Source organism: Streptomyces sp. UF-297 (assembly GCF_058245575.1).
The window spans coordinates 1-25,757 of record NZ_JBSIBZ010000063.1 but is presented as its reverse complement, the minus strand read 5'-3'; the positions used below and the strand labels follow the sequence as shown (position 1 = coordinate 25,757).

Annotated in this window: 27 protein-coding genes and 1 pseudogene; 11 read left to right on the top strand and 17 right to left on the bottom strand. The window is 70.5% G+C overall.

All coding sequences use genetic code 11. The features are described from left to right. Positions 1-34: 34 nt before the first annotated feature. From AC4IJH_RS29340 to AC4IJH_RS29330, 3 genes are all read right to left on the bottom strand, one after another. On the bottom strand, positions 35-796 hold the full coding sequence (locus AC4IJH_RS29340; protein WP_490854922.1) for an enoyl-CoA hydratase/isomerase family protein: 762 nt from the start codon (positions 794-796) through the stop codon (positions 35-37). Continuing rightward, positions 793-1,581, bottom strand: coding sequence for an SDR family NAD(P)-dependent oxidoreductase (locus AC4IJH_RS29335; protein ID WP_490854957.1), 789 nt, complete (start codon positions 1,579-1,581; stop codon positions 793-795). Before AC4IJH_RS29335 ends, AC4IJH_RS29340 begins: the two co-directional genes overlap by 4 nt. Before the next feature lie 90 nt (positions 1,582-1,671). Further along, positions 1,672-2,244 carry a DUF6082 family protein gene (locus AC4IJH_RS29330; RefSeq protein WP_490854921.1) on the bottom strand — a complete coding sequence of 191 codons (573 nt, stop codon included), beginning with the start codon at positions 2,242-2,244 and terminating at the stop codon, positions 1,672-1,674. Here AC4IJH_RS29330 and AC4IJH_RS29325 point away from each other — a divergent pair. Continuing rightward, positions 2,157-2,904, top strand: a pseudogene (locus AC4IJH_RS29325) (helix-turn-helix domain-containing protein). The gene AC4IJH_RS29330 and the pseudogene AC4IJH_RS29325 overlap by 88 nt on opposite strands. A gap of 93 nt (positions 2,905-2,997) precedes the next feature. On the opposite strand, the gene AC4IJH_RS29320 reads toward AC4IJH_RS29325, so the two are convergent. Continuing rightward, complete coding sequence (locus AC4IJH_RS29320; protein ID WP_490854920.1) at positions 2,998-3,744, bottom strand: TetR/AcrR family transcriptional regulator; 747 nt, start codon at positions 3,742-3,744, stop codon at positions 2,998-3,000. Between the two features lie 81 nt (positions 3,745-3,825). Between AC4IJH_RS29320 and AC4IJH_RS29315 the strand changes: the two genes are divergently transcribed. Beyond that, on the top strand, positions 3,826-5,379 hold the full coding sequence (locus AC4IJH_RS29315; protein WP_490854919.1) for an FAD-dependent monooxygenase: 1,554 nt from the start codon (positions 3,826-3,828) through the stop codon (positions 5,377-5,379). 128 nt (positions 5,380-5,507) lie between these two features. Here AC4IJH_RS29315 and AC4IJH_RS29310 read toward each other — a convergent pair whose 3' ends face one another. Then, positions 5,508-5,702: a hypothetical protein gene (locus AC4IJH_RS29310; protein WP_490854918.1), complete on the bottom strand. Its 195-nt coding sequence runs from the start codon at positions 5,700-5,702 to the stop codon at positions 5,508-5,510. Between the two features lie 478 nt (positions 5,703-6,180). Here AC4IJH_RS29310 and AC4IJH_RS29305 point away from each other — a divergent pair, with 478 nt between their 5' ends. Continuing rightward, positions 6,181-6,903, top strand: a complete 723-nt coding sequence (locus tag AC4IJH_RS29305; protein WP_490854917.1) for an adenosylcobinamide amidohydrolase — start codon at positions 6,181-6,183, stop codon at positions 6,901-6,903. 441 nt (positions 6,904-7,344) lie between these two features. Here the strand turns inward: AC4IJH_RS29305 and AC4IJH_RS29300 are convergent, their stop codons facing one another. Further along, positions 7,345-8,880 carry an SDR family oxidoreductase gene (locus AC4IJH_RS29300; protein WP_490854916.1) on the bottom strand — a complete coding sequence of 512 codons (1,536 nt, stop codon included), beginning with the start codon at positions 8,878-8,880 and terminating at the stop codon, positions 7,345-7,347. 326 nt (positions 8,881-9,206) lie between these two features. Between AC4IJH_RS29300 and AC4IJH_RS29295 the strand changes: the two genes are divergently transcribed. Next, positions 9,207-9,347 (top strand): hypothetical protein, encoded by a 141-nt coding sequence (locus tag AC4IJH_RS29295; protein ID WP_490854915.1) that lies wholly within the window; start codon positions 9,207-9,209, stop codon positions 9,345-9,347. A gap of 7 nt (positions 9,348-9,354) precedes the next feature. Here the strand turns inward: AC4IJH_RS29295 and AC4IJH_RS29290 are convergent, their stop codons facing one another. Together AC4IJH_RS29290 and AC4IJH_RS29285 are read right to left on the bottom strand one after the other, a co-directional pair. Beyond that, positions 9,355-9,816 carry a hypothetical protein gene (locus AC4IJH_RS29290; RefSeq protein ID WP_490854914.1) on the bottom strand — a complete coding sequence of 154 codons (462 nt, stop codon included), beginning with the start codon at positions 9,814-9,816 and terminating at the stop codon, positions 9,355-9,357. Positions 9,817-10,323: 507 nt separating this feature from the next. Then, the gene (locus AC4IJH_RS29285) at positions 10,324-10,725 is read right to left on the bottom strand and encodes an effector-associated constant component EACC1 (protein WP_490854913.1); all 402 of its coding nucleotides are present in this window, start codon (positions 10,723-10,725) and stop codon (positions 10,324-10,326) included. Between the two features lie 416 nt (positions 10,726-11,141). On the opposite strand from AC4IJH_RS29285, the gene AC4IJH_RS29280 reads away from it, so the two are divergent. Further along, positions 11,142-11,345 (top strand): bacteriocin immunity protein, encoded by a 204-nt coding sequence (locus tag AC4IJH_RS29280; RefSeq protein ID WP_490854912.1) that lies wholly within the window; start codon positions 11,142-11,144, stop codon positions 11,343-11,345. A 16-nt stretch (positions 11,346-11,361) separates the two neighbouring features. Here the strand turns inward: AC4IJH_RS29280 and AC4IJH_RS29275 are convergent, their stop codons facing one another. The 6 genes from AC4IJH_RS29275 to AC4IJH_RS29250 all read right to left on the bottom strand — a co-directional run bounded on the left by AC4IJH_RS29275 (position 11,362) and on the right by AC4IJH_RS29250 (position 16,034). Further along, positions 11,362-12,198 (bottom strand): M55 family metallopeptidase, encoded by an 837-nt coding sequence (locus tag AC4IJH_RS29275; protein ID WP_490854911.1) that lies wholly within the window; start codon positions 12,196-12,198, stop codon positions 11,362-11,364. A 499-nt stretch (positions 12,199-12,697) separates the two neighbouring features. Next, positions 12,698-13,885: a pyrroloquinoline quinone biosynthesis protein PqqE gene (pqqE, locus tag AC4IJH_RS29270; protein ID WP_490854910.1), complete on the bottom strand. Its 1,188-nt coding sequence runs from the start codon at positions 13,883-13,885 to the stop codon at positions 12,698-12,700. Then, a complete protein-coding gene (gene pqqD / locus AC4IJH_RS29265; RefSeq protein ID WP_490854909.1) occupies positions 13,882-14,118 on the bottom strand; it encodes a pyrroloquinoline quinone biosynthesis peptide chaperone PqqD in 237 nt (78 codons plus the stop codon). Before pqqD ends, pqqE begins: the two co-directional genes overlap by 4 nt. A gap of 107 nt (positions 14,119-14,225) precedes the next feature. Continuing rightward, complete coding sequence (gene pqqC / locus AC4IJH_RS29260; protein ID WP_490854908.1) at positions 14,226-14,915, bottom strand: pyrroloquinoline-quinone synthase PqqC; 690 nt, start codon at positions 14,913-14,915, stop codon at positions 14,226-14,228. Next, on the bottom strand, positions 14,912-15,853 hold the full coding sequence (gene pqqB / locus AC4IJH_RS29255; protein WP_490854907.1) for a pyrroloquinoline quinone biosynthesis protein PqqB: 942 nt from the start codon (positions 15,851-15,853) through the stop codon (positions 14,912-14,914). Before pqqB ends, pqqC begins: the two co-directional genes overlap by 4 nt. 10 nt (positions 15,854-15,863) lie before the next feature. Beyond that, positions 15,864-16,034, bottom strand: coding sequence for a pyrroloquinoline quinone precursor peptide PqqA (locus AC4IJH_RS29250; protein WP_490854906.1), 171 nt, complete (start codon positions 16,032-16,034; stop codon positions 15,864-15,866). 737 nt (positions 16,035-16,771) lie between these two features. Here AC4IJH_RS29250 and AC4IJH_RS29245 point away from each other — a divergent pair. The 5 genes from AC4IJH_RS29245 to AC4IJH_RS29225 all read left to right on the top strand — a co-directional run bounded on the left by AC4IJH_RS29245 (position 16,772) and on the right by AC4IJH_RS29225 (position 20,401). Next, positions 16,772-17,890, top strand: coding sequence for a PQQ-dependent sugar dehydrogenase (locus tag AC4IJH_RS29245; RefSeq protein WP_490854905.1), 1,119 nt, complete (start codon positions 16,772-16,774; stop codon positions 17,888-17,890). A 190-nt stretch (positions 17,891-18,080) separates the two neighbouring features. Further along, positions 18,081-18,608, top strand: coding sequence for a methylated-DNA--[protein]-cysteine S-methyltransferase (locus tag AC4IJH_RS29240; protein ID WP_490854904.1), 528 nt, complete (start codon positions 18,081-18,083; stop codon positions 18,606-18,608). Positions 18,609-18,689: 81 nt separating this feature from the next. After that, positions 18,690-19,403 (top strand): 2OG-Fe(II) oxygenase, encoded by a 714-nt coding sequence (locus AC4IJH_RS29235; protein WP_490854903.1) that lies wholly within the window; start codon positions 18,690-18,692, stop codon positions 19,401-19,403. 42 nt (positions 19,404-19,445) lie between these two features. Beyond that, entirely contained in the window at positions 19,446-20,138 is a 693-nt protein-coding gene (locus AC4IJH_RS29230; protein ID WP_490854902.1) for an alpha-ketoglutarate-dependent dioxygenase AlkB family protein, read from the top strand. A 32-nt stretch (positions 20,139-20,170) separates the two neighbouring features. Continuing rightward, the gene (locus tag AC4IJH_RS29225) at positions 20,171-20,401 is read left to right on the top strand and encodes a DUF2277 domain-containing protein (protein WP_490854901.1); all 231 of its coding nucleotides are present in this window, start codon (positions 20,171-20,173) and stop codon (positions 20,399-20,401) included. Here AC4IJH_RS29225 and AC4IJH_RS29220 read toward each other — a convergent pair. The 3 genes from AC4IJH_RS29220 to AC4IJH_RS29210 form a co-directional block, all read right to left on the bottom strand. Next, positions 20,380-21,285, bottom strand: coding sequence for an endonuclease/exonuclease/phosphatase family protein (locus AC4IJH_RS29220; RefSeq protein ID WP_490854900.1), 906 nt, complete (start codon positions 21,283-21,285; stop codon positions 20,380-20,382). The genes AC4IJH_RS29225 and AC4IJH_RS29220 overlap by 22 nt on opposite strands. A 104-nt stretch (positions 21,286-21,389) precedes the next feature. After that, entirely contained in the window at positions 21,390-22,016 is a 627-nt protein-coding gene (locus AC4IJH_RS29215; protein ID WP_490854899.1) for a flavin reductase family protein, read from the bottom strand. Positions 22,017-22,193: 177 nt separating this feature from the next. Further along, positions 22,194-23,948 carry a CocE/NonD family hydrolase gene (locus AC4IJH_RS29210; protein WP_490854898.1) on the bottom strand — a complete coding sequence of 585 codons (1,755 nt, stop codon included), beginning with the start codon at positions 23,946-23,948 and terminating at the stop codon, positions 22,194-22,196. Between the two features lie 299 nt (positions 23,949-24,247). Between AC4IJH_RS29210 and AC4IJH_RS29205 the strand changes: the two genes are divergently transcribed. Further along, positions 24,248-25,711, top strand: coding sequence for an amino acid permease (locus AC4IJH_RS29205; protein ID WP_490854897.1), 1,464 nt, complete (start codon positions 24,248-24,250; stop codon positions 25,709-25,711). The last annotated feature ends 46 nt before the right edge of the window (positions 25,712-25,757 follow it).

The following is a 25,757-nucleotide window of genomic DNA, read 5'->3' as shown; positions in this document are numbered from 1 at the left end:
AGAAGTTGATGCGCGTGGTGGGGGTGCTCCGCGGTCAGGACGGATCCTGCGCGGGAACCTTCTGGAAGCTGTGGAAGTGCCGGGTTCGTTCACCTGCGGCAAGGAGCGGGGCGAAGAGATCATGTTCGAGGTCGAGGCCCTGTGCGAGCGGCCCCTCGAAGGACGCGTCGATCGCCTGCTTCGCCGCCGCCACAGCCGCGGCGGGATGCGCGGTATAGCGCGCCACCCACTGCATCACCACGGTGCGGAGCTCGGAGGCGGGCACGACCTGGTCGACCAGCCCGGTCCGGGCAGCCTCCTCGGCATCGACCTGCCGCCCCGAGAAGACGATGTCCTTGGCGCGGGAGCACCCGATCAGGCGCGGCAGCCGCTGGGTACCTCCCGCACCGGGGATCAGCCCGAGCGGGGTTTCGGGCAGCCCGAACCGGGCGGTCGGCGTACAGATCCGGAAGTCGGCGGCCAGCGCCAGCTCACATCCGCCGCCCAACGCGTACCCCTGCACCGCGGCGACCACCGGCAGCGGCAGGGCGGCGACCTCCCGGGTCAGACGGCTGATCCGGGCCGCGTACTCGGCCACCGCCTCGACCGTCAAAGTGGCCATCTCCCTGACGTCCCCGCCGGCCGAGAAGTGTCCGTGCGAGCCGGTGAACACCACGGCGCGGATACCCGAGCGGGTGCCCACCTCGTGGAGCGCCCGCTCGGCAGCGAGCTGGAGGCCGGTGTCGAAGAGGTTCAGCGGCGGCCTGTCCAGGGACAGCCACGCCACATCCTGGTCGATCTCCAGCCGCACCGTCACAGCAGCCCCCCGTTGACCTCAAACACGTGCCCGTTGACATAGGAGGCAGCCGGACTGACCAGGAACACTGCCGCATCCACCGCCTCCCGCGGGGTGCCCGCTCGCCCGGCGAGCATCCGAGGCCAGTACAGCTGGCGCAGTCGCTCATCCGCGCCCACGATCTCGCCCATTCCCACGCTCAGCATGCCGGGTGACAGGCAGTTGACCCGGATCCGGCGGGCCGCGAACTCGACCGCACAACAGCGGGTGAACGCCTCGATCGCGGCCTTGGATGTGGCATACGCACTCGCCCCGGGCACCGCCCGCGACGCCATCGCCGAGGAGACCGTCAGAATGCTGCCACCGGCCTCCAGGTGCGGCAGCGCCGCCTGCACGGTGTGAAAGACACCGTCCACGTTGGTGTTCATCACCTCTCGCCAGTCACCGGCAGTGAGCCTGGAGACACTGCCGTTGCGGGTGATCCCGGCGTTGGCCACCACGATGTCGAGACGTCCGAACCGCTCGGAGGCCTCGGCCATCAGCCTTCGTAGCGAATCGGGGTCGCGTACGTCAGTGGGGACGTACGCGGCATGGTCCTCATGGCCGGCCACCAGATCCGCCACCTCGTGCGCGCCGCGCGCACCGCACACGACTCGTGCCCCGGCTGCAAGGAAACCTTCCGCCAGGTGTCGCCCCAGCCCCGCAGTACCCCCCGTGACGACGGCGGTCATCCCCCGCAGAGCCTGTGGCCGATTAGCCGTCAGCTCCACCTCCAGGTCGGGCAGTACGGCCTGTTGATCGTCCATCGTCACTGCATATGCTCCTGTCGCGAATACCGCGAATGCTCCTACTCCCCGGAACATAGCCCGACCAAGGTCCTTCACACGGAGCCAGAATCAGCGCATCACCCAATGATCAAGGGGGTGCCGCAGGATCGCTGTCACCCGCCCCAGCGACTCCGCCCGCCACTCCAAGTTGACGTCCTCGCCTTTGCGTTCGCGTACCTGCCGCGATCGGATCCACGAGGTGATGGCGCGAGTGTGACTGAGCACTTGAGCCAGTTGTGACCGGGTAACGCCACCCGCTTCCACCGGTGCCCGGTAGCCGGCCTCGGCCGCCTTGGCGAACTCCCGGGCCCCAAGGCTGCCCCGAGCCTGCGTAACCTCCAGCCAGTACCGCCCGGCAATCTCCCAGTGGACGCGGCCAACTCCACTGTGGAAGTACCGGCCCAACACGATCCACAGAACGCGCCTGTTGAGCTGGCCAAGTTCGTAGCCGCTCGACCACTTACTCATGAACAAGTTTCTGATCATGATGTGGCGTTTCTGAGGTTTTCGCCTTGGGGCGATGGCGAATTCGCTGGTGGGCGCGTCCCGGCTGCATGCGGTATCCCGATAGGGGTGGCCTGACCGCGAAGCGGCGGGCTCAGAGGAAGCAGGTTCGGTTGCAGGCTGCCGAGTTATTCGCACGAGGGATGGCGCCGCCGCAGGCGGCACGACGGCTGCGGGTGTCCAGGAAGTCGGCGTATGCCTGGCATGCACGTCGGCGGGAGGGTGGTGTGGCGGCTCTGCGGTCCAAGGGGCCGTCGGGGCGTCCGTCGCGGATGAAGCCCGGCTGGCGGGTCTGGCTGGCCGCCGCGTGGGAGAAAGGACCGGCTGCGCAAAGGGCGAGGACATGGTGGCCGCCTGTTCAAGGAGGGCTGGCCCCGCGTGGAAAGACGGTGCGGGACCAGGACACGTGACTGTGCTTCGCCGACGAGTCGGGCCAAGTGCTCCGGCCGCCCAAAGCACGGACCTGGTCCCGGCGCGGTCACACGCCCCGTGTCACAGTCCGCGCTGCCGACTCGGGACGTATCTCGCTTGCCGGGCTGGTCTGCCGCAGGCCCGGTCGCCGACCCGTCTGCTGCCCGGAGCTGGCTGACTGTCTTTCGTTTTTCCTGCACGCACCCGACCTCAACCCTGCCGAAGGTGTGCGGGCGCACCTCAAGAACTGGCTGGGCAACCTGACCCCGTGCAGCATCGGCGAGTCGGCTGCACCGGCCCGCACGCGTCTGAAGCACATGCAGTGCCAAGTCCGGCCTACTCGACGGATTCATCACCGAGACGGGACTCGTTCCAGCCGCGTCATGACGTCACCTGAAGGCGGAAGCCTCTGGAGCAGGACCGAGAGGCCGCCGGCCCATGCTCCGCGTTCAACGGGCCGACGCTCGGTCGGCACGGTGCTCACCGTTGCGGCAGGCTGAGTCCCATCCGGCCGGCCGCACCGTCCAGCAGTGCGGACAGGCCGTGGCGGAACCGGTCGCGTTCGGACAGGTCGTCGATGAGGCGGGGGGTTACCTGCCGGGGGCCGTCACCGCCGAACAATGCCTGGGTGTGGGGGAATTCCCCGGTGGTGAACTGGGTTTCGGCGAAGCGTGTGGCCGCCTCGGCCGCCTCGTCGTCCATCTGGTCGCCGGCCGAGCACCTCTCGGCTGAGCGCAGCACGTTGCCGTGGACGTAGTCGTCGACGATGTCGAGGAGTGCGAGCTTGGCGGCCGGCTTCAGGTCGGTGTCGGCGACGGCCGCGAGTGACTGTTCGAAGTGGCGCATGGCGTTGGGTCCGGTTGGCACGTTCTGCAGGGAGTGCAGGGCCCAAGGGTGGCGCATCAGCACCTCCCAGGTGCGCGTGCCAACCGCGGTGAGCGCGTCGTACCAGTGGGCCGGGAACTCGTCGGCGGGAATGAGTACCTCGCCCATGATCGCGTCATCCATCAGCGCGATCAGTTCGTCCTTGGTGCGGACGTAGTAGTAGAGCGTCATGGTGCCCGCGCCCAGTTCGCCGGCGATCCGCCGCATCGATACGGCGGCGAAGCCCTCGCTGTCGGCGATCGCCAGCGCGGTCGACGCGATCTGTTCGCGGGTGAACTTCGGCCGACGGGTACCGGGTTCCGGCCGGGTCCAGATGAGCGCTGAGTCCTCGGCTGTTGCCATTCGTACACTGTACCGTTAGCGTTGTTAGTACGCCGTACGATGAAGTCGTACGACATACGAACAGTGGATACAGGGGGCACCATGATGGATATCGACGTGCTGATCGCCGGGGCCGGTCCGACCGGGCTCACCCTCGCCTGCGAACTCGCAGTGCGGGGGATCGGATGCCGCATCATCGATCGGGCGGACCGGTTCTTCGGAGGATCGCGCGCCGACGGCATCCAGCCGCGAACCATGGAGGTCTTCGCCGACCTCGGGATACTCGAGCCGGTCCTGGCCGGCGGAGATCTCGGCACGGTGATGCGCGCCTACCAGGGCGAGAAAGTCGTCTGGGAAGGGCGGATGAGCGAGCCCGCCGAACCGACCCCGTCCGTGCCGTATCCGAACATCTGGTTTGTGCCCCAGTTCCGCACCGAGGAGATCCTGCGCGAGCGGCTCGCCGAACTCGGTGCCCACGTGGAGCGGTCGACCGAACTGGTCGACTTCACCCAGGACACCGACGGTGTGACCGCGACACTGGTCGCCGGCGGGGCGACCGAGACCGTGCGCGCCCGGTATCTGGTGGGCGCGGACGGCGGGCGCAGTACGGTGCGCAAGCGGTTGGGCATCGCCTTCCACGGCGAGACCGACGACGCCACCACGATGCTGTTCGCGGACGCCCAAGTGGACGGGCTCGGCCACGACCACGGCCGGATCTGGCTGAACGGTGACGCCCGGGTCTCGGCCGTACCGCTGGCCGGAACCGACCTGTTCGTCGTCGCAGCGCGCCCACCGGCCGTACAGGACGAGTCGATCCGCGACTACCTGCAGCGGCAGATCACCGAGTCGTCCGGCAGGGACGACATCCTGGTGCGTGAGGTGACCTGGCACACCACCTGGCGGTCGAACACCCGGCTGGCCGAGCGGTTCCGCGAGCAACGGGTCTTCCTCGCCGGGGACGCCGGGCATGTGCACCCCCCGACCGGCGGCCAGGGCATGAACACCGGCATCCAGGACGGCTACAACCTCGCCTGGAAGCTCGCCGCCACACTGACCGGCGCCCCGGGCCTCCTGCTCGACAGCTACGAACCGGAGCGGACGGCGACAGCCCGCACCGCACTGGACATCGCCACCGCACTGTTGGAGAAACACCAGCGCGGAGACGACGACGCGCACGTACGCGGCCCCGAGGTGCACGGGCTCACCCTGAACTACCGCACCGGTCCGCTCTCCCGCGACGACCGCACCCGCCCCGGCACGATCAGGGCAGGCGACCGGGCACCGGACGCACCTGCGACCACGGCCGACGGCCGACCGACGCGACTGTTCGACCTGTTCCACGGCCCGCACTGGACCCTCCTGGCCTTCGGCGCCGCGCACACGCACACCGTCACGGCACTCAACGACCGATACGGCCCCGCCCTCCACGCCCACGTCGTGATCCAGCCGGGCCAGTCGGCCAGCCGACACGCGCTGATCGACAGCCACGGGCACATCCGTGCCGGATACGACGCGACCGACGGAACCCTGATGCTGGTCCGCCCGGACGGCTACCTCGGCCTGGTGACCGACGGCGGCACCGTCGACCCGGTGGACGAGTACTGGACCGCACTGCACGGCTCCACGGCGGTGGTCATGGGGATCACCTCTTCGTGATCTCTTCAAGGGAGACATCGGCCGTCCGGCCGTCTTGGTCTTCCTTGATCTGTACGGTCTCGGTGTCTTCCTTGATCTGTACGATCTCGGCGCCTGCGACGCTGCCGACGCCGCCAACGACGCCGGTCTCACCGGATCACCTCGACCACGAGGCGTTCCCGCTCGAAGTGGGTCTGCTCGGGACGGTTCACGCCGTACCTGCCGTGCAGACGGTGTACTTCCTCGTCCACGGCCAGCCGGAGAAAGCCGCGGCCCGCCAGGGCCCGAGCGACGGTGGTCCCGCCGGAGCCGGTGGGGTCGGCCAGGACAACGGCGAGGGGCACCTGGCCGCCCCTTCTGCGACAAGGTGTGCGCGAGCGCGGTCCGTGTCACTGAACCCTGGCCGGTGTGCGCGCGGCCGACAGGTGGTGAAGATGCCACGGGCCCCGGCGGGCCATCCGAAAGGCATCCGGTCCAGGCTCGCCCGGGGGCGAACCGCTGATCGTTGAGGTCGACCACGCCACCGTGCCGGCCGACGCGGGCCGGCAGGGCGGCTGGCCTCGTCTCGCACAGCCGGGGCCTGTTCCCGCCAGGTGCCGGAGGTGACGTGCTGGACGCGGCGGCAGAGGTCGTCCAGGACGCCCGAGCGCCACGTGAGGTGGCGCACCGCGCAGATGCGGTCCGCATCGGGGCAGTGGCTTTCCGGCCCTGCTGGCGCTGTATCCGCCGGAGCGCCCGAGCGTACGACGGCACCCCTGCCCGTCAGGCCGCCTGCGGACCGTACGATCACCCGGAACACTTCCCCGCAAGGAGCCGCTGCCGGTGACCGCTGTCATACCCCCGCCCCGCACTGCTGCCGGGATGCTGCGCCCGCAGCTCGTGACCCGTGTGGAGGACGGGCAGCGGCTGCACGCCCTGCTGTGGCGGGCGGGACCCGGGTGGCGGATGGTCAGCAGCGCCGTACTCGGCGGCGGCATCGGCGAGCGGGACTGGGTCCTGAACGCCCAGGTCGCCCACGGCTACCGACGCACCGACCCCGACCGGCACCTCGCCACACTGGCCCACGACGCCGGCGTCCGCGGACCGGGCGTGGGCCTGATGACCGCCGCCGACGTCTCCCACTACGGGCACGCGCACGACGCCGGTGCCGCCGCCATGGTCTCCGCCGGCATCGAGGTACGGGGATGGGCCGCCTCACCCGCCCAGGGCACTTTGGCGCAGCCGGCGCCCGGCACGATCAACATCGTCGCCGCGCTCCCCGTGGCCCTGTCCGACGCCGCCCTCGTCAACGCGGTGGCCACCGCCACCGAGGCCAAGGTGCAGGCCCTGCTCGACGCCGGCCACGACTGCTCCGGCACCCCCACCGACGCCCTATGCATCGCCGCCCGCACCGCACACCCCGAAGAACCCGTCCACACCTTCGCCGGACCGCGCTCACTATGGGGCGCCCGCCTGGCCCGAGCCGTCCACCAAGCCGTACACGCCGCAGTGTCCCCGGACACCACCGACCGACCAGCACCGACCAGAAGCACCACCACAACCTGAGCCGCGCCACAGGCATCCGCACGCTGGGCACGGTTCACGTGGCCGCCGAGGAGCGAGGCGGTTGTGCTCATGCCGATGGCAGACCTGTGGCGCCGGTATGAGCGAGCGTGTGATGCAGGAGCTGACGCTGAAGATTCCGAGCGTCCGACCCTGTCGAAGATCTTGAATGAGGTCTGTGAACCTCAGGCTTGCTCGCTGGGAAACGGCTGCGCGAACCGGTGTCACCAGGCGGCGCGAAGCGGGAGGCTTGACGGGCCCGTCGAGGCCCGACAGGTCGCCCTTGCCCTGCTCCTGGCCTCGGCTGGGACCGGTTCCCCAGGCGGAGCGGCCGCCTCGGCGCGGGGAATGGGGCGCCTTCCTCAGCCGTCGGACCACGAGCAGTTGCCGGTGCTGGCACGGCCTGCCGGCGCACCCGAACTGCGGCGCTCGTCCTTGGCTCGGTTACCGGGCGGGCTGTTGTCGGGCGGTGGCTGTCTCGGCGGCGGTGGTGATGTTGCGGGCCATGCCACCGAAGACCAGGGCGTGGAAAGGGGCGACGGCCCACCAGTAGGCGTGGCCGGCCAGGCCGCGGGGGTGGAACAGAGCGCGCTGGCGGTACACCGTGCCGCCGTCCGGGTCCTGGTCCGCGCGCAGTTCGAGCCAGGCGCGGCCGGGCAGGCGCATCTCCGCGCGCAGCCGCAGCAGCCGTCCGGGCTCGATCTCTTCCACGCGCCAGAAGTCGAGGGTGTCGCCGGCGCGCAGACGGGTGGGGTCGCGACGGCCGCGGTGCAGGCCGACGCCGCCGACGAGTTTGTCGAGCCAGCCGCGGGCGGCCCAGGCCAGTGGGGCGGAGTACCAGCCGTTGGTGCCGCCGATGCCTTCGATGATGTGCCACAGCGTCTCGGGCGGCGCGGCCACGGGGCGTTCGCGGTGATCGGTGTAGAGGGAGCCGCCGGCCCAGTCCGGGTCGGTGGGCAGCGGGTCGCTGGGGGCGCCGGGCAGTGCGGCGGAAGTCCAGCGGGTGGTGACGTTCGCCTCGCGGATACGTTTGAGGGCCAGGCGCAGGGCGTCGTCCACGCCGGTCAGGCCGCCGGGCGGGTCCGGCAGGTAGTGGGCGATGTCGTGTTCGTGGCAGGTGACTTCGTGGCGCAGGGATTCGGTCAGCGGGCGGGCCAGGGCATGCGGGACCGGGGTGACGAGCCCGACCCAGTAGCTGGACAGGCGCGGGGTGAGCAGCGGCACCGAGAGGATGATGCGGCGTGCCAGGCCGGCCGCGGCGGCGTAGCGCTGCATCAGGGCGCGGTAGGTGAGCACGTCCGGGCCGCCGATGTCGAAGGCGCGGTTGACCTGTGCGGGCAGGCCGGCGCAGCCGACGAGGTAGCGCAGCACATCGCGTACGGCCAGGGGCTGCACCCGGGTGCGGATCCAGCTGGGGGTGATGCTGATGGGCAGGCGCTCGGTCAGATAACGCAGCATCTCGAAGGAGGCCGAGCCCGAACCGATGATGACCGCGGCCCGCAGGACCGCGGTCGGCACCCCGCTCTCCAGCAGGATGCGGCCCACCTCGTTGCGGGACCGCAGATGCGCCGAGAGCTCGCTCGCGGGGATCCCGGCCGGGGTCAGCCCGCCCAGGTAGATGATCCGGCCCACCTTGGCGGCGCGAGCCTGCTCGCCGAACAGGCGGGCCGCCCGCCGGTCGGTCTCCTCGAAACCGGACCCGGCATCCAGGGCATGGACCAGGTAATAGGCGACCTGTACGCCCTCCAGGGCCCGCCGCAGCGAGTCCTCATCGGTCACATCCCCGCGCACCGTTTCCACCCGGTCCGCCCACACGTGGTCCCGCAGCTTGGCGGGCGTACGGGCCAGGCAGCGCACCCGGTACCCCGCCTCCAGCAGCTCCGGCACCAGCCGCCCCCCGAGATAACCGGTGGCCCCGGTCACCAGCACCAGCGGGGCCGCAGAACCCGGCACCGACCCGGCACGCACAGGAACGCTCATACCATCATGATCACCGCACATCAGCCGCCCGGCATCCCGAGTGCCGCGCAGAGCGGGGTGCCTCGGCCGAAGCCTGCGCTGGGCAGCAATGCGTTGATGTCCCGGTGGGATGGATAGCGCACACTTCTGGCGGCCCTGCTCCGCGTGATGGGGGTACACCTGGGAGTACGCCGTCGAACTCCACGCCCTCGCCGAATCCCTCACCGGATTACGGTCAACAGCCGAGACCACCGCAGGCATGTGTGCCTGCCCGGAACCCGTTGGTTCCGACCCCGACTCGCGCCGTCCTGCGGTAGAACAGAAGAGCCATTGGACACAGAGGCTGGGTGATCAGCATGAAGTGGTTCAAGCGCGTCGGGCTCATGACCGCAGCGGTGGTGCTGGGCACCGGGCTCGCCTTTGCGGCTCCTGCGCAGGCCGGGGACGGCTGCCCGAGCCCGGACCCCGACTCGTGCGTCTGCTGCTGAGCGGCTTTCAGTCGTAGAAGAACTGCTCGAGGTCTTCGATGGAGCCTGGGCCGGTCAGAAAGGTCTCGGCTTTGGCGATCTCGGCTTCCGGTGGGGGCATGCCCTTCAGGAGTTGCTTTCTCCATAGTTCGCCCTGCTCACCGATCGCGTAGATGGCGGAGAGCAGTTCGGGCATGCCTGCCGGGTGCTTCGGGTGGTGGCCTACGACGGGGTCGAGTTCCCAGCCGCCTGCGCGGGCGGCCAGGCGGAGTACGCCGGCCCAGTTGGCGATGCGTCCGATGCGGACGTGCCACGAGTCGTCGGTGAACGGGGGCAAGCGTCCGTCGTGGAGGGCGCTGGTGGCTGCCTGGATGTCGGCCATCACTTGTCGTTCGACGGCATTGCGGACCCAGCGCCCTTCCTGTGAGTCCTCGATGGCGGCGGACCACCATTCCCATGCGCTGTCGAGCCGGTCCGCGAAGGTGTGCATGGCGACATTCTCGTACGTGGTGGCGTTGGTGTGCGGGGAGCGGGCGTGGCGGTGGCGGTGGGCGGTGGTGTGCGAGGTGGGCTCGGCGGGGGTCTGGTCCGGCGGGCTTGGTGACGCGACCTGCAGGGATGGCGCCGCTGTGGCAGCAGTCGAGGATGGGCCGCTTCTGGCGCGAGACGCGGCCCTCTATGGTCTGGTGTCGATCTGGTCGGCGGATGGTGCGGTGAACAGCGGGCTGTGGCGTGGGGTGTTGGTCATGGTCAGGTAGAGCCGGGCGTCGTCGTCCTTGGGCCTTGGCCGGTTGTGGAGTGCGGCTGGGTCAGGTCGTCGTCGCGGCGGCGGCCTCGGTAGAAGTCGCCGATGGACTCGCCGACGGCACAGTGGGGGTCGTTGACCAGCGTGGTGGCCTGGGACCCGGCGACGGATGGATCCCGCAGTGCCTCGGCGAGCGAGTCCGCGTCGTGTAGGTGTACGTGGCGATCAGCGGCGCCAGTCGGCGGCGCACGGCTAACTGTCGGTGTGGCGGCGGATGTACGCGTCGACCAGTGCTCGGCGCTCGGCGTCGGACGCCCGCTCCAGTTCGATCGTGTCGCCGTCGATCGTCACCGAGACGCGATGCCGTGCGGAGTGCCGGCCGAGCCAGTCGCGCAGGGTTTCGACGAGCGCGGTGAGTACGCCGCCGGATGCGCTGAGCGCCACCACGAGGGCCCCGACGGTGACCGGGTCGATGCCCTTCGCGCCGTCGGGGACAGCACCGCTGGGCCCGGGGCGGACCGATTCGACGTCCAGCTCGACGATCTCGTACCGCAGGCGGCGCGTCAGCTGTTCGCTCTCCTCCGGGTCCAGTTCGGGGTCGGGCGCGATGACCAGCAGTACGTTCAACTCGCCGTCCGTGTGGTCGGTTCGCACCGAAGCGTTGTCCCGCATCCGTCCCCCGGTGGCGAGTTGTCGCGAAGTCGTACCTCACAGTGTGGCGGTACGGAGGACCCGGCGGCAGCCCGTTGGGACTACGTCAGTCCTTCTGTGTGGCGGTCAGGCCCCATCGGATCGTCTGGTTCGACGCGGTGACGTCGACGTCGCCGCCGCCGTGCAGCCGACCGTTACGGTGGGGCGCCCCGTGCTCGCGCCGCCGGTCACCGCTCCCCCGTCGCCGATCCACGCGGGGAGCCGTATCAGGACGTCGGGCCCAGGGTGGGGCAGTACTTCTCCCGGGCCTGGTTCTGCGGCGGCGGGGCCTGCGAGGAGGAGGGCGGTTGGGCGGGGAGCGGGGCGGGGCGGGGCGGGCCAGGGAGGTGGCTCGGCCGGCGCATCCTCGTGTGGCAGATATGACGAGGGACGAACTCGTCGAGATTGTCCGCAGGTTGCTTGGTGCGGATTCGGAGATTGGCTATTACCTGCGGCTTCTCCGGGGGAATGTGGTGCATCCTCGGGTCAGTGACCTGATTTTCCGTCCCGCAGACGCGCGGCAGGACGCGTCTGCGGAGGAGATCGTCGATGAGGCCTTGAGGTATCGGCCTATCGCGCTCTGAAAGGTGGGTGCGGGTATCAGCAGTAAGGGTGTTGGTTGGTCAGGGTTGTGGCGACGCGCATGAAGACGACGAAGAGGCGGAAGAGGTCCGGTGTGGGGCCGGTGGCCTCGACGGTGCGGGAGTCGCGCAGGGTGACGCCCGGGATGGAGAGCAACTGGGTTGCCACGGAGGAGGATTGCCAGCGGACGGCCAGGGTTGCCGGGTCGTCGGACGGGGTGGGGCGGGGGCGGGCGTAGGCGCGGCGGACACCTTCGCTTGCGGCGTGCTCGATTGCTTTGCGTGCCTCGTCGGGCGGGAGCAGGCGGGCGGCGAAGCGGGCGCGGGCGTATTTGACGGTGGCGGTGGCCACCGTGGGGTCCCAGGCCGTGACTTCGCCGCAGGCGACGTCGTCGCCGGATAGCATCACCACGGGCACGCCGAGGGCAGCGGCAGTGGCGTGCGCGAAGCCGATCTCGCCCATGGGGCGGCCGTCGAGCCACATGTCCTCGATCTCGTGGCCCATGTAGCTGTGGCTGAGGACGCCTAAGGTCCCGGCACGCGCGTGGAAGCCCACGCACAGTGCGGCGTCGAAGCCCGAGTCCAGGCCCTCCAGCATGCTCATCACCTTGTGCGTACCGCGTATCAGCTCGGCCTCGGGGTGGATCCGGTCGGAGAGCAGATTGCGCATGGAGCTGTGGGCGTCATTGACCAGAACGCGGGTCGCGCCCGCCGCGAGTGCGCCGCGTACGGCGGCGTTGACGTCCTCGGTCATCATCACCCGGCCGCGTTCGTAGTCCCGGCCGCCCAGTTGTACGTCCTCGGCGTCGACGAGACCGCTCACGCCCTCCATGTCCGCGCTGATGTATACCTGCATGCTGTGCTGCTGCCTCCGGTGTCGTCATGAGTTGTGGGTTGTGGGTTGACGAGTCGGCCACGGCGGGTCAGGGCGCAGGCGGTCAGATTGAGAACTCGCCCCAGTTCAAGCTGTCCGGATCTTCGAAGACCGGGTCGAGGTTGTAGGAGCCGGTTCCGTCCTCCCCGAGCGCGGAGTCGGGGAATGCTCCTGCACGCCGTGCACCGTGGGCAGTTCGCGCATAATCGCGCGGGCTCGGGCTGTGTCGTGGGCGGGGACCTGGTCGATGGTGCGGTAGGTGTAGCAGGCCGGGGGCGGCGAGTGTATTCGGGTGAACTGGGTGATGCTGTGGCGGCATCTGGTGGCACGGTCAAGGCTCATGAGGGGCGATCTTAGGGCCGCGTACGGGGCGGTGTCGGGTGACTGTGGCGACAGTCGTATGTCGTACGCCGGCTTTGTGAGCGTGGTGATGGATGCGGTCGCGCGGCCGTTTTGCGGCACGGGCGAGCGAAGGTCGACGTCAGGGGGACGCGGCGGGGCTTCTTGTGGGAGTGCGGGGGTGACCCAGTTGGCGAGTTGGGCGGCCGGGGGTCGTGTCGGTGGTGGCGGCCGTGGTGTCCGTCAAGGAGCGGAGCAGTGCGTGGTCCCGGGAGAGGGCGCAGGCCGGGTCGGTGCGGGTGGCGTCGCCGGTGAGCGCGTGGGCCTGGCAGCGGCAGCCGCCGAAGTCGCGTTCCTTCAGGGCGCAGGTGCGGCAGGGGTCGCGCATCCACGCGTCGCCCCGGTAGAGGTTGAAGGCCTTGGAGTGGTCCCAGATCCATGCCAGCGAGTGGTCGCGCACGTTGGGCGGGTCCAGGTCCGGGAGGGCGGCGGCAGCCGGGCAGGGCAGGACCGTACCGTCCGGGGCGATGGTGAGGGAGACCGCGCCCCAGCCGCCCATGCAGGGTTTGGCCACGCCGTCGAAGTAGTCGGGCAGGACCCACACCAGCTCTACGAAGTCGGGGAGTTGGGCGCGTCGCCGCTGCACGGTGGAGCGTGCGCGGTCGAGCTGTTCGCGTCCCGGCAGGAGTGCGGCACGGTTGCGCAGGGCCCAGCCGTAGAACTGGGTGTTGGCCAGCTCGATGCGGGACACGCCCCAGGACAGGCCCAGGTCGATGAGGGCGTCCAGGGCGTCGAGGTTGTGGCGGTGCAGTACGACGTTGAGGCCGAGGGGCAGGCCGGCGGCCCGTACGAGTTCGGCGGCGCGCTCCTTGGCGGAGAAGGAGCGGTGGCCGGCGATGAGGTCGGAGGTGCCGGGGTCGGCGTGCTGTACGGACAGTTGAACGCTGCGCAGGCCGGCGTCGGTGAGGGTGCCGAGCCGCCGCTCGGTGAGCCCGACGCCGCTGGTGACGAGCTGGGTGTGGATGCCCGCGCGGTCGGCGGCCTCGACGATCCGCGCCAGGTCGGGCCGCAGGAGGGGTTCTCCGCCGGAGAGGTGGGTGCTGACGACGCCGAGGTCGGCCGCTTGGCGGAGGGCGTCCATCCATTGATCTGCCGTCAGTTCCTGTGATCTGCGGATGAGTTCGGTGGGGTTGGAGCAGTACGGGCAGTGCAGCGGACAGCCGTGGGTCAGTTCCGCGAGGAGGGCCCAGGGGCGGGGCGGGGCAGGTGGGGGTACGGGGTCCGGCGGGAGAGCGGGGTCCGGCGGATGTGCGGGGTCCGGTGCTGTCATGTCAGCCAGCCCTCCCCGCGTACCCGCTGGAGGAACTCCGGTACGTCGTCGGCGACCGGCGCTCCGGGAAAGCGAGCACTCAACTCACGGATGATGTCGGGCACTTCGCGGTCTCCGTCGCACAGGCGCAGGATCGCTCCCGCCTGGCCGGTGAGCACCACGACGCGCTCCGGCAGCACCAGGAGGTCGGTGTCGCGTACCCGGTCGTGGCGCAGCAGGACGGCGGGCGACAACGCGGGACGCCAGCCCTCCGTACGGCCGTCCGTACGGGAACCCGAACAGCAATCCGTACCGGCACCTCCGGCAGGCCCCGCGCCGGGCCCCCGCCCTCCGGCCCCCCTCACGCCGCCCCCTCCGGACCGCCACCGTGTTCCACCGCGTCCAGCAGTGACCACAGCACCTCGCACTTGAACTTCAGGGCGGCTACCGCCCGTTGCCGGTCGTCATCGGTTTTGGCCCACTCCAGGACCAGGGCCAGTGCTTCCTTGCTGTCCCGGCGGCCCTGGCTCTGGCGGCCGCGGAAGTACGCCAGACCCTCGGGCTCGATCCACGGGTAGTGGCGTTCGAAGGCGTCGATGCGGGTGCGCATGATGTCCGGGGCCGAGAGTTCGGTGAGGGAGGCGGCCACGGCCTCCAGTGGTGTGCCGAGGCGGCAGAAGTTGACGTAGCCCTCGACGGCGAGGCGGACGCCGGGCAGGACGTTCGACTCGTCCTGCAGTACGCCTCGTTCGATCCCGGCGGCCTCGCCGAGGCGCAGCCAGCGTTCGATGCCGCCCTCGCCGTCGTGTGTGCCGTCGTGGTCCTGGATGCGGCGCAGCCACATACGGCGCAGCGCGGGTGTGGTGAGTTTGGCGGTGATCAGGGCGTCCTTGACGGGGATGTGGCGCTGGTAGTGGAAGCGGTTGGTGATCCAGCGGCGCAGTTCGTCGGCGGTCAAGTCGCCTTGGTGCATGCGGAGGTTGAAGGGGTGGCGGTCGTGGTAGTGGTCGCGGGCGACGGCCCGCAGCCGTTCCTCCAGCGGCGTGCTCATAGCGCGATCTCCATCCCTTCGGCGGCCACGGCGATGCCGCGTTCGGCCAGCAGTTTGTGCTGCGGCGCGCCGGGGTCCACGAGGGGGTTGGTGTTGTTCAGGTGGGTGTAGAAGCAGCGCGCCGTACCGGCCAGGGGGGCGAGGAGCCGCGCGGTGCCGTCCGGGCCGTCGATGGGCAGATGCCCCATGCCGGTGGCGGAACGGCTGGAGATTCCGGTCCTGCGTGGCTCGTCGTCGTCCCAGAAGGTGCCGTCGACGATGACGCAGTCGGCGCCGGACACGGCCTCCTGGAGCCGGTCGGGCCAGGCGGCGAGGGCGGGGGCGTAGACGGCGCTGCGTCCGGTACGGCGATCGCGCAGGTGCAGGGCCACCACCCAGGGGGCGGTGTCGGCCGTGGCGGCGGGGTCGGCTTCGGCCGCGTACCGGGGGCGTTTGACGGAGACGGGGATGGCGGCGATCTCCACGTCGGCGCCGCCGGAAGCCGCGGCTCCTTCGGTTTCGCCGGTCAGGGGTATGGCCGCATCCTTCAACTCCCGCCATTCGATGGGCGCGTACGGCCGCAGGATCTCGTCCAGGTGAGCGCGGTCGCACAGCGCCCTGCGGACCGGCCCGGTGGCCAGAACCTCGATGCGGTCCGCCTCGCGCAGGCGGGCGATGCCCAGGGTGTGGTCGAGTTCGGCGTCGGTGAGGACCACTCCGGCCAGTGGGGTGTGCCGTGGCTCGGGGCCGGGGTGGAGGTCGGGGCAGGCCTCGATCTGGTCGGCGATGTCGGGGGTGGCGTTGACGATGTACCAGCGGCCTTCGGCGGCCCGTACGGCGAGCGAGGCATGGCGGCGGCGCCAGGTGGGGTGGGCGCGTGCCCCGGCACAACCGGGGCACGCGCAGTTCCACTGAGGCAGGCCGCCGCCCGCCGCGGTGCCCAGTACCCGCAGCAGCATGGCGGGCCGGTCAGCGGGTGGCGAGGGAGTAGGCGGTGACTTCGAGTGCGGTCTCCACGACCGTGTAGCCGGGTGTCACCCAGGCCGCGGCTTCGGGGCGGGGGGCGACGGGATCGGTACGGGGGTGTGCCGTGGCCGGGTCCTGCGTCAGGGGCCGGGTCGGGTCGATGGCGTCGTTCATGTGGGGGAACCTGCCTTTGTGTTGCGGCACCGTCGGCGCGTGGCCGGCCTGGCGTCGTCGGCGCGCTGTGGAGTGGTGGACTGCCCTACGGGGGGACGTCGTGCGATGAACGCTGTCGTGCAGGGGACGGACGGCCTTGCGTGAACTGCTTTGCGTGAACTGTCCTGTGTGAACTGCCTTGTGAACTGTCTTGCGCACACCGCCCTGTGTGAACTGCTGGACGGTGTTGTCCGGCGTGAACCGCTCCTGGACGGTGTTGCCCGGGCGGCGCCGCGCTACCGCTGCTGCGCCGCTGCACCATGCTGCGTCGCGTTGCCTCGTGTTGTCTCGAAGAATCGCGAGCCGACGGGGGCGCGGTCAATGGGGCGGTGGGCAAAATGGTCCGATCATTGGAGCCGTCGCCACCGCATAGCGGAGGAGGGCAGCCTTCACATCGCGCATATGCCAAGGCGGTTCACATACCGTACGGCCATCCTCAGGATCACCGGCTTCGCCCATCCGCCTCCTCCGATGGATACCTCCTACCTTCGAACCTCTTGACCCTCGGCAGTCACAGCAGTATTTTCCCGCCGAACCAACAGGAAACTTTCCTGTCCGCCCGGCCGCCACTGTCGCCCGCCCTTCATACCCCCCACCCGAAGGCCACAGTCCCGCCGGCCCCACCCGCCCCCTGGGCGAAGTCGACCGGGAGCCCCCGAGGGAATGCCGCCTCGCACCTTCCTGACCCGGAGGACCCCATGCGCACACGTACCAGAGCCGCCCGCCACGCCATGACCGCGACCGCCGCCGCCACCGCACTGGCCGCCGGACTGCTCCTGGGTGCCGCCACTCCCGGCACCGCGACCACCGCCGACGCCACCAGCGCCACCAGCAACAGCCCCGCCTCCGAGCCCGGCGCCATCAGGACCGTCTCCTCAGGCTGGACCATCCCCTGGGGCCTGAGCTGGCTCCCCGACGGCTCGGCGCTGATCACCGAGCGCGAGTCCTTCAGCGTCTTCACCCTCTCCCCCACCGGCGCCAAGAAGGCGGTCGGCAAGGTCCCGGACGTCGTGACCACCAACGGCGAGGGCGGCCTGATGGGCATCGCCGTCTCCCCGTCATGGAGCAGCGACCACCACATCTTCGTGATGCACACCGCCCCCGAGGGCAACCGCATCGCCCGTATGACGTACGACGGCAGCTCGCTCAGCGACTACAAGGCGCTGGTCACCGGCATCAAGAAGGCCAGGTTCCACAACGGCGGGCGGCTGAAGTTCGGCCCGGACGGCTATCTGTACGCCACCACCGGCGACGCGCTCACCCCGAGCAGCTCGCAGGACCGCGCCTCCCTCAACGGCAAGATCCTGCGGATGACCGCCGACGGAAAGCCCGCTCCCGGCAACCCGTTCGGCACCCTCGTCTACTCCTACGGTCACCGCAACCCGCAGGGCATCACCTGGGACCCCCAGGGCCGCCTGTGGGAAGCCGAGCTGGGCAACAACCGCTACGACGAGCTGAACCTCGTCGAGCCCGGCAAGAACTACGGCTGGCCCACCTGCGAGGGCACCTGCACCACCCCGGGCATGACCAACCCCAAGCGCCAGTGGCCGGTCAGCCAGGCCTCCCCCAGCGCGGTCACCTACGCCGACGGCGCGCTGTACGTGGCCGCCATGCGCGGCCAGCGGATGTGGCGCATCGCCGTCGACGGTACGGAGACCGGCACACCCCGGGCGTACTACACCGGCAGTTACGGGCGGCTGCGCACGGTCGAGACCGTCCCGGGCAAGAACGCCCTGTGGCTGGCCACGACCAACGCCGACGCCGGTGGCGGCCGGCCCAGCGGCTCCGACAGCGTCTTCGAGGTCGAGCTGCGGTAGGCACCGCACCCCGCGCTGCCCTCTCTCCGTACCGCCTCTCCCCGTACCTCATCGCCCCTGCCCGCCCTCTCCCCGTCCCCGTACCCCGCGATCGCCGGCGCGACGTCCGATTCCCGCCGGTACCGGCTCTGCTTCCGGCGCAGACTCGCAGGTGAACAGGGAGACCGGAGAACGAGGAGAGGACGGGTCCATGGCACCGCACCGCACGACCCTGCACACCACACTGCACAGCCCCGTCGGCGAGCTGCTGCTGACCGGCGAGGAGTCGCAGAGCGCGCCGGGCGGCCTCGCCCTGGCCTCGCTCTCCATGCCGCAGCAGAGGGGCGCGGCGACGGTCGAGCCCGGCCTGCGCCCCTCACCCGCCGCCTTCGCCGAGGCCGTACGCCAGATCCGCGCGTACTTCGCCGGTGAACTGACCCGCTTCGAGCTGGAGTTCACCACCCGTGGCACGGACTTCCAGGAGCGCGTGTGGCGGGGCCTGGAGTCCATTGCGTACGGCAGCACGATCAGCTATGGGCAGCTGGCCGACCGGATCGGGGTGCCGCGCTCGGAGGTCCGCGCACTGGGCGCCGCGGTCGGCGCGAACCCGCTGCTGCTGGTCCGCCCCTGCCACCGCGTCATCGGCGCGGACGGCTCGATGCGCGGCTACGCGGCGGGCGTCGAGCGCAAGACGGCGCTGCTCACCCACGAGGGCGCGCTGCAGCCGACGCTCGTCTGACGCCTCCCTCCGGCCCCGAGCCCGACCCCGAGATCGGCCCCGAGGCCAGCCCGATCCCGCTCAGCTCTTGTGGAGACACCGATGAACGCCCCCCTCGACAGCGCCGTCCGCGGCGCCGACTGGGCCGCCCTGGCCGACGAGCTCAACGCGTACGGCTGCGCGCTGACGCCGCAGCTGCTGACCGCGCGGGAGTGCCGGGAGATATCCGCCCTGTACGACGAGGCGGACCGCTTCCGGTCCACCGTCGACATGGCGCGGCACCGCTTCGGCTCCGGCCAGTACCGCTACTTCGCCCGCCCCCTGCCCGACCCCGTACAGCGCCTGCGGGCGGCCTTCTACCCGCATCTGCTGAGCATCGCCCGCGACTGGGCCGCCAAACTCGGCAGGCCCGCCCCCTGGCCGGACACCCTTGAGGAGTGGCTGCGGATGTGCCACGCGGCGGGCCAGACCAAGCCCACCGCCATCCTGCTGCGCTACGGGCAGGGCGACTGGAACGCGCTCCACCGCGACCTGTACGGGGACCTGGTCTTCCCGCTCCAGGTCGTCATCGGCCTGGACGAGCAGGGCAGCGACTACACGGGCGGGGAGTTCCTGCTCGTCGAGCAGCGGCCCCGGGCCCAGTCCCGGGGCACCTCCACGGTGCTGCGCCAGGGGCACGGCCTGGTCTTCACCACCCGCGACCGCCCGGTGCGCGGCGCCCGCGGCTGGTCCGCCGGGCCGGTGCGCCACGGTGTGAGCACGGTGCGTACGGGGCGTCGCCATGCGCTCGGGCTGGTCTTCCACGATGCGGCGTAACGTGGTCATGCAGGAGTTGTGCGCAGGTGAGGAGCGGTGGCGATGAACATCCCCCTGCCCGGCTTCGGGCCGCAGGCGCGCGGCCGGGCCCGGGTGGCGCCGGGCGCGGTGCATGTGCCGGGCTGGCTGGGGCCCGCGCGGCAGCGGGAGCTGGTGGCGGCGTGCCGCCAGTGGGCCCGTGGACCGGTGCCCATCCGGCACACCGCGCTGCCGGGCGGCGGGGTGATGTCCGTGCAGACGGTGTGCCTGGGCTGGCACTGGCGGCCGTACGCGTACTCCCGCACCGCCGATGACGTCAATGGCGCCCGCGTGTTGGAACTCCCGCACTGGATGGTGGAGTTGGGGCGGGCGGCGGTCGCCGAAGCCGGTGCGGGGGAAGGCGGGGAGGACCTCTTCGGGCCGGCGGCCGGTTACACGCCGGACGCGGCACTGGTGAACTTCTACGACGGGCAGGCCCGGATGGGCATGCACCAGGACAAGGAGGAGCACTCCGGCGCCCCGGTGGTCTCCCTCAGCATCGGCGACACCTGCGTCTTCCGCTTCGGCAACACCGAGAACCGCGGTCGGCCGTACACCGACGTCGAGCTGGCCTCCGGCGATCTGTTCGTCTTCGGCGGGCCGTCCCGCTTCGCGTACCACGGCGTGCCCAAGGTGCTGCCCGGCACCGGCGACCCGGCCACCGGCCTGGGCAGCGGCCGCCTGAACATCACCCTGCGGGTCACCGGGCTGAGGTGACCGGGGGCCGCGTGGGGCGCACACTGGGTCCCATGTGCAGAAGCATCAAGACCCTGCGGCCGCCCGCCACCCCCGAGGTGACCGATGAGGACATCCGGGCGGCGGCGCTGCAGTACGTACGCAAGATCTCCGGCTTCCGGGCGCCCGCCGCGCACAACCGCGAGGTCTTCGACCAGGCGGTGGACGCGGTGGCGGAGGCGACGCGCGACCTGCTGGGCGGGCTGCGCGTCCGCGGGTCCGCTCACAGCTCCAAGGACGCCTGAACCGGCAGGTGGTCGCTGGGGAACTGGCCGCCGCGGGAGAAGGTGTTGATCTCCGCTCGGTGTGTGCGGACCGTGGGCGAGGTGAGTATCCAGTCGATGCGGTCGCCGTCCGGCACCAGCGGCCGGTAGCCGTGGAAGGTGGCGTACTGCGCGCTGCGCTCCCGTGCCACCTCCCAACTGTCCACCAGGGCACCGTTGTTGAGCAGGGCGGTGTAGACCGGGTTCTTGTGTGCGGCGACGTTGAAGTCGCCGGTCACGATGCGGGGCAGCGCCGGGTCCAGGCCGCGCAGCCGTGCGGTGATCAGGGCGGCGGAGCGCTCGCGGGAGTGCCGGCTGAGGTGGTCGAGGTGGGTGTTGAGCGCGTAGAAGCGGCCGCCCGTGCGCAGGTCGCGGAAGAGGATCCAGGTCACCATGCGGATCACGGTGTTGCCCCAGGTCGCCGACCCGATGACGTACGGGGTGTCGGAGAGCCAGAAGTGGTCGTATTCGAGCGGCTTGAGTCGTCGCACGTCGTAGAAGACCGCCATGAACTCGTCCCGGCTGCCGCCCGCCCGGCCCGTGCCGAGCCAGGCGTAGCCCTCCCCCAAGTCCTCGGCGATGTCCTGGAGTTGGCCGTACAGGCCCTCCTGGGTGCCCAGCAGGTGCGGGGACTCGTGGCGCAGCAGTTCCCGCATGACGGGACGCCGCTCGCCCCAGGAGTGGGGGCGGGAGTCGGAGGCGTAGCGCAGGTTGAAGGACATGGTCCGCAGGCGGCGGCCCCGGCCGTCGCCTGCGGCCCGGGCCGTCCCCGTTGCGTGCACCGACAGCGGTACGACGGCCGCCGCCAGGGCTGCGGCCCGTAGCGCGACCCGACGGCTGAGCGACCAACGCGCGGATGCGGTCATGACACCTCCAGTGCCCCGGTCCTGGGCACTGGAGAGTCTCAGACACCGCGGTGTTGCGGAAGTGGCCGCAGCCCTACACGGCGCAAAACCCTCGCTTCACCTTGCTACGAAAGGCCCTTGGCGTCTTCGGCCTGCCGCCGGTCCGCGTACCGTACCCGCGGCAGCTCGCGCACCTCGCCCAGCGTCCCCCACTCGTCCTTGCCGAGCCGGGAGAGCGGCCGCAGCTTGGTGATCTCGGGGTGTCCGTCGACCATGACCTCCGGGGAGACCACGGCGTGCACCACCCGGCCGAGGACGAGCGTGGAGTCGCCGATCCCGAGGGTGCTGTGCACCTCGCACTCGAAGGCGACGGGCGCGGCCGCCACCCGCGGCGGCTTGACGCGCAGGCTGGGCTCGGTCTCGATGCCCGCCGCCGCGAACTCGCTGATGTCCTGCGGGTAGTCCGCGCCGGTCTCGTTGATCTGCTCGAAGAGCGGCTCGGGCGCGAAGTTGACCACGAACTGCCCGGTCGCCTCGATGTTGCGCAGCGAGTCCTTGCGGCCCACGGAGGTGAACTGGACGACGGGCGGGGCGACGGAGGAGATGGTGAAGAAGGAGTGCGGGGCGAGGTTGGCGACGCCCTCGGCGGAGAGGGTGGACACCCAGGCGATGGGGCGGGGCACCACCGTCGCGGTGAGCAGCCGGTAGAACTCGTTGCGGGCCATGGTGGCGGGGTCGAAATCGATGCGCATGAAAGCCAGTATCCAGGTACGCGATCTTGCGCGGTGCGTACGGGTGGGGGCGCCGGCCCGTGCGAGCGCAGCACCGCCCGCCGCGCAGGGCGCCGCTGCGCGGCGGTGCACAGCGGCGAAGGACCCGGGCCACCGCGGTTGCGGGAGCCCGGGCCCCGGCGCGCCGGTGCGGCGGCCTCAGTCGACGGGCAGTTCCAGGTAGCTGACCCGGTCGGCGGGGGAGCCGAACGTCAGCGTCGCGCCCGGCTCGTTGGCGTTGTCGTAGAAGGGGTCGGCGGTGTCGATGGCGAGCATCAGGCGCCAGCCCGCGGGCAGGAAGAAGTGGGTTGCCTGGAAGGCGAGTTCGGCGGTGACCGGGTTCCCGGCCTGTCCGTCGTGGGAGGTGAAGGGCGCGTGGGTGACGATGTACGCGCCGCCGGTCACGTCCACGGCGAAGAGGTACGCGACGAACGTGGAGCGGTCCGTGGTGGGCGTGTAGGTCACCCGCAGCCGCGCGGTGCCGCGCAGCCGCAGGCCGCCGGGGCCCAGCGGCCCGGTCTGCCAGATGGCCACGCGGTTGCGGGTCGCGCCGAAGTCGAAGTGGTTGGTGAGATACCGCTTGGGCTGGACGAAGCGCTCGAAGATGCCGGTGATGATGACCGCGTCCGCGACCTTCGCGGCCGTGCCGGTACCGGTCTCGATGGGCAGGCTCCAGCCGCTGGACTCCTGCGGCGCCAGCCTGCCCCGGCCGCGCCACCCTTCCGGGGCGCCCAGGTGCAGGCGCTCGGCGTTCTCCGGGGCGGCGCCCCAGGTGGCGTGGGTGCGGACGGTCCGGGTGAACATCTCCTCGGTGACGATCGGGTCCTCGGTGTCGATGCCGTTGTTCTCGCCCTTGAGGAAGCGGTCGAACCAGCGCCGCACGTCCTTGAGGATCGGGTCGCTGCGGACGCCGGACAGGCACAGGTACTCCGGTGCGCTGTGGTCACCGATGCCCAGGTGCAGGCGCTTGGGGACGGTCAGGCGGTCGAACAGCTCCAGCGTCTGGTTCAGCGGGAAGATCGTCTCGTGCCAGGCGTGCGCGAAGAAGATCGGTACGTTGTGGGAGTTGAGCTGTTCCACGCAGCGCAGCGGTGACCGCTTGGCGGCCCAGCGCAGGGCTTCTTCGATGTCCCCGCCGCCGAGCACGTCGTCGAACGCCGTCCGGGTCTCGTCGGCCAGCCGCTCGTCCTGCGGGGAGGACTTCAGCGCCCGGACGGAGGCCAGGTGCCGGGTGCCGTTCTCCAGGAACGCGGCCGCCATGTCGCCCCAGGTGCTCAGGGCCGCCACGGCCTTCACCCGGGTGTCGCGTGCGGCGATGAGCTGGCTGATGCCGGAGCCGTAGGAGTCGCCGAGGAATCCGACCGCGGTGACGTCGCCGGAGACCCGGTCGCGCAGGAAGGTCAGGGCCTGCGCCGCGTCCTCGATGTCGTTGTCGCTCGCGGCCTCCACATAGCCTTTGGAGTCGCCGAAGCCGCGCGGGGTGTAGGCCAGGACGTGGTAGCCCCACTCCTGGAACCTGGCGGCCAGTCCCGTGTAGACGCTCCAGCCCTTGTTCACCCAGGGGGCGGGCATGACCAGTGCCGGGCGCGGCTGGTCGTCGGGGTGCGTCCACAGGGCGCCGTCCAGTTCGACGCCGTGTCCCTGGAACCGTACTTCCGCATAGCCGCTGCTGCGGACCCGGTGCACTTCGGCGGCGAGCTCCGCGGGCAGCACATCGGTTTCGCCGGTGCGCAGCGCCTGCCGCAGTGCGGCCACCCGCAACTCGTCCACGGGCGGGAACGCCGCTTCGGGGTCCGGCAGTTCCTCGGCCGTCCGCTGTCCGCGCTCCTCCAGTTCGCTCAGGGCCGCCAGCAGCGGGGAGGACTCGGGGTTCGCGGTGTTCGCCTGGGGTTCCTCTTCGAAGAAGGTCGGCATACCGGGGAGCTCCGTCTCTGTCTCACCTGGTCAAGGGCGCTCGCGCCCGGTCGGGGACGCTCGCGAAGGACACCGCGCGGCGCGTCGGCCCGAGGATTCGAGCACGCTCGCGCCGGTGGGATGAAGGCGAGAACTGGACACACCGCGCCGGGCGCGCTCCGGGCGCGGGACATGGCCGCCGGTCCAGCATGTGAGACGTGAGGGGGTCCCGTTGCGAGATGGGTGATCTCTGACGGAGACTCCGCAAAGGGACCGCGCACACTCGTTCCCGCACCGCACCAAGAGTTCGGAAATACACCGTGAGTCTGCTACGCAAAAAGCCCCTGGAGCGCGCTATCAGGGAAGGGCGGGGCGAAGGAGAACAGCGCCTGCGCCGGGATCTTTCCGCGCTGGATCTGACGATCCTCGGGGTCGGCGTCATTCTGGGCACCGGAATCTTTGTGCTGACGGGCACGGTCGCGAAGAACATGGCGGGACCCGCCGTGGCGCTTTCCTTCGTTATCGCCGCCGCGGTCTGTGCCTGCGCGGCGCTGTGTTATGCCGAATTCGCCTCGTCGGTTCCGGTCGCGGGCTCGGCGTACTCCTACTCCTACACCTCGCTCGGTGAATTGCCGGCCTGGATCATCGGCTGGGCGCTGAGCCTGGAGCTCACCCTGGCCACGGCGGTCGTGGCGGTGGGCTGGTCGGGCTACCTGCAGTCCATGCTGGAGAACATCGGGCTGCACCTGCCCGCCGCGCTGAGCGGCGACGAGGGCTCGGTGGTGAATCTGCCCGCGGCCCTGCTCATCCTGGTGCTGGCGGCGGTGCTCATCGTCGGCGGCAAGCTCTCCAAGGGCGTCACGAATGTCCTGGTGGCCATCAAGTTCGGCATTGTGCTGCTGGTGATCGTCGCGGGGCTGTTCTTCATCGACACCGCGAACTACTCGCCGTTCATTCCCGAGCCGCAGCAGACCCCGAAGGTCTCCGGCCTGGAGGCCCCGCTGCTCCAGGTACTCACCGGCATCACCCCGACCGCATTCGGCGTGGCCGGCATTCTCAGTGCGGCGGCGATGGTCTTCTTCGCGTATATCGGTTTCGACATGGTGGCGACCTCGGCCGAGGAGACGCGTAAGCCGCAGCGCGATATGCCCATCGGCATCATCGCCTCGCTGATCATCGTCACCGTGCTGTACGTCGCGGTGTGCCTGGTGGTCACCGGTATGCAGCACTACTCCGAGCTGTCGGTGAAGGCGCCGCTGGCCGATGCCTTCACGGCCAAGGGGCACCCGTTCTTCGCCACGGTGATCAGTGTGGGCGCGGTGGTCGGGCTGGCGGCGGTGAGCCTGATCTGCTTCCGCTCGCAGAGCCGGGTGCTGTTCGCCATGGCGCGGGACGGGCTGCTGCCCAAGGCGCTGTGCAAGGTGGATCCCCGGCACGGCACGCCCAAGATCAATGTCATGGTGCTCGCGCTGATCATGGCGGGGCTGGCCGCGTTCATGAAGTTCGACGTGCTGGCCGAGATGGTCAACATCGGCACGCTCTTCGCCTTCGCGGCGGTGTCGGCCAGCGTCCTGGTGCTGCGGCGCAAGGCGCCCGAGATGACGCGCGCCTTCCGGACCCCGTGGGTGCCGTTCATCCCGCTGGTCTCGCTGCTGAGCTGCCTCTACCTGATGCTCAACCTCCAGGTGATCACCTGGGTGGGCTTCCTGGTCTGGCTTGCGGCCGGGCTGGCACTGTACTTCGGCTACGGGCGGCGCCACAGTGAGCTGGGCGCTCGGCCCTGAGCCCTGTCGCACCCGGTGCCGCCGCCGGACCCGCTACGGGTCCGGC

Excerpts from the sequence above, each read along its gene's own strand:
- AC4IJH_RS29335 (WP_490854957.1), bottom strand. The coding sequence starts at position 1,581 with ATGGACGATCAACAGGCCGTACTGCCCGACCTGGAGGTGGAGCTGACG.
- AC4IJH_RS29320 (WP_490854920.1), bottom strand. The coding sequence starts at position 3,744 with ATGGCAACAGCCGAGGACTCAGCGCTCATCTGGACCCGGCCGGAACCC.
- AC4IJH_RS29315 (WP_490854919.1), top strand. The coding sequence starts at position 3,826 with ATGATGGATATCGACGTGCTGATCGCCGGGGCCGGTCCGACCGGGCTC.
- AC4IJH_RS29300 (WP_490854916.1), bottom strand. The coding sequence starts at position 8,880 with ATGAGCGTTCCTGTGCGTGCCGGGTCGGTGCCGGGTTCTGCGGCCCCG.
- AC4IJH_RS29290 (WP_490854914.1), bottom strand. The coding sequence starts at position 9,816 with ATGCACACCTTCGCGGACCGGCTCGACAGCGCATGGGAATGGTGGTCC.
- AC4IJH_RS29280 (WP_490854912.1), top strand. The coding sequence starts at position 11,142 with ATGACGAGGGACGAACTCGTCGAGATTGTCCGCAGGTTGCTTGGTGCG.
- AC4IJH_RS29275 (WP_490854911.1), bottom strand. The coding sequence starts at position 12,198 with ATGCAGGTATACATCAGCGCGGACATGGAGGGCGTGAGCGGTCTCGTC.
- pqqE (WP_490854910.1), bottom strand. The coding sequence starts at position 13,885 with ATGACAGCACCGGACCCCGCACATCCGCCGGACCCCGCTCTCCCGCCG.
- pqqC (WP_490854908.1), bottom strand. The coding sequence starts at position 14,915 with ATGAGCACGCCGCTGGAGGAACGGCTGCGGGCCGTCGCCCGCGACCAC.
- pqqB (WP_490854907.1), bottom strand. The coding sequence starts at position 15,853 with ATGCTGCTGCGGGTACTGGGCACCGCGGCGGGCGGCGGCCTGCCTCAG.
- AC4IJH_RS29250 (WP_490854906.1), bottom strand. The coding sequence starts at position 16,034 with ATGAACGACGCCATCGACCCGACCCGGCCCCTGACGCAGGACCCGGCC.
- AC4IJH_RS29245 (WP_490854905.1), top strand. The coding sequence starts at position 16,772 with ATGCGCACACGTACCAGAGCCGCCCGCCACGCCATGACCGCGACCGCC.
- AC4IJH_RS29240 (WP_490854904.1), top strand. The coding sequence starts at position 18,081 with ATGGCACCGCACCGCACGACCCTGCACACCACACTGCACAGCCCCGTC.
- AC4IJH_RS29235 (WP_490854903.1), top strand. The coding sequence starts at position 18,690 with ATGAACGCCCCCCTCGACAGCGCCGTCCGCGGCGCCGACTGGGCCGCC.
- AC4IJH_RS29230 (WP_490854902.1), top strand. The coding sequence starts at position 19,446 with ATGAACATCCCCCTGCCCGGCTTCGGGCCGCAGGCGCGCGGCCGGGCC.
- AC4IJH_RS29225 (WP_490854901.1), top strand. The coding sequence starts at position 20,171 with ATGTGCAGAAGCATCAAGACCCTGCGGCCGCCCGCCACCCCCGAGGTG.
- AC4IJH_RS29220 (WP_490854900.1), bottom strand. The coding sequence starts at position 21,285 with ATGACCGCATCCGCGCGTTGGTCGCTCAGCCGTCGGGTCGCGCTACGG.
- AC4IJH_RS29215 (WP_490854899.1), bottom strand. The coding sequence starts at position 22,016 with ATGCGCATCGATTTCGACCCCGCCACCATGGCCCGCAACGAGTTCTAC.
- AC4IJH_RS29210 (WP_490854898.1), bottom strand. The coding sequence starts at position 23,948 with ATGCCGACCTTCTTCGAAGAGGAACCCCAGGCGAACACCGCGAACCCC.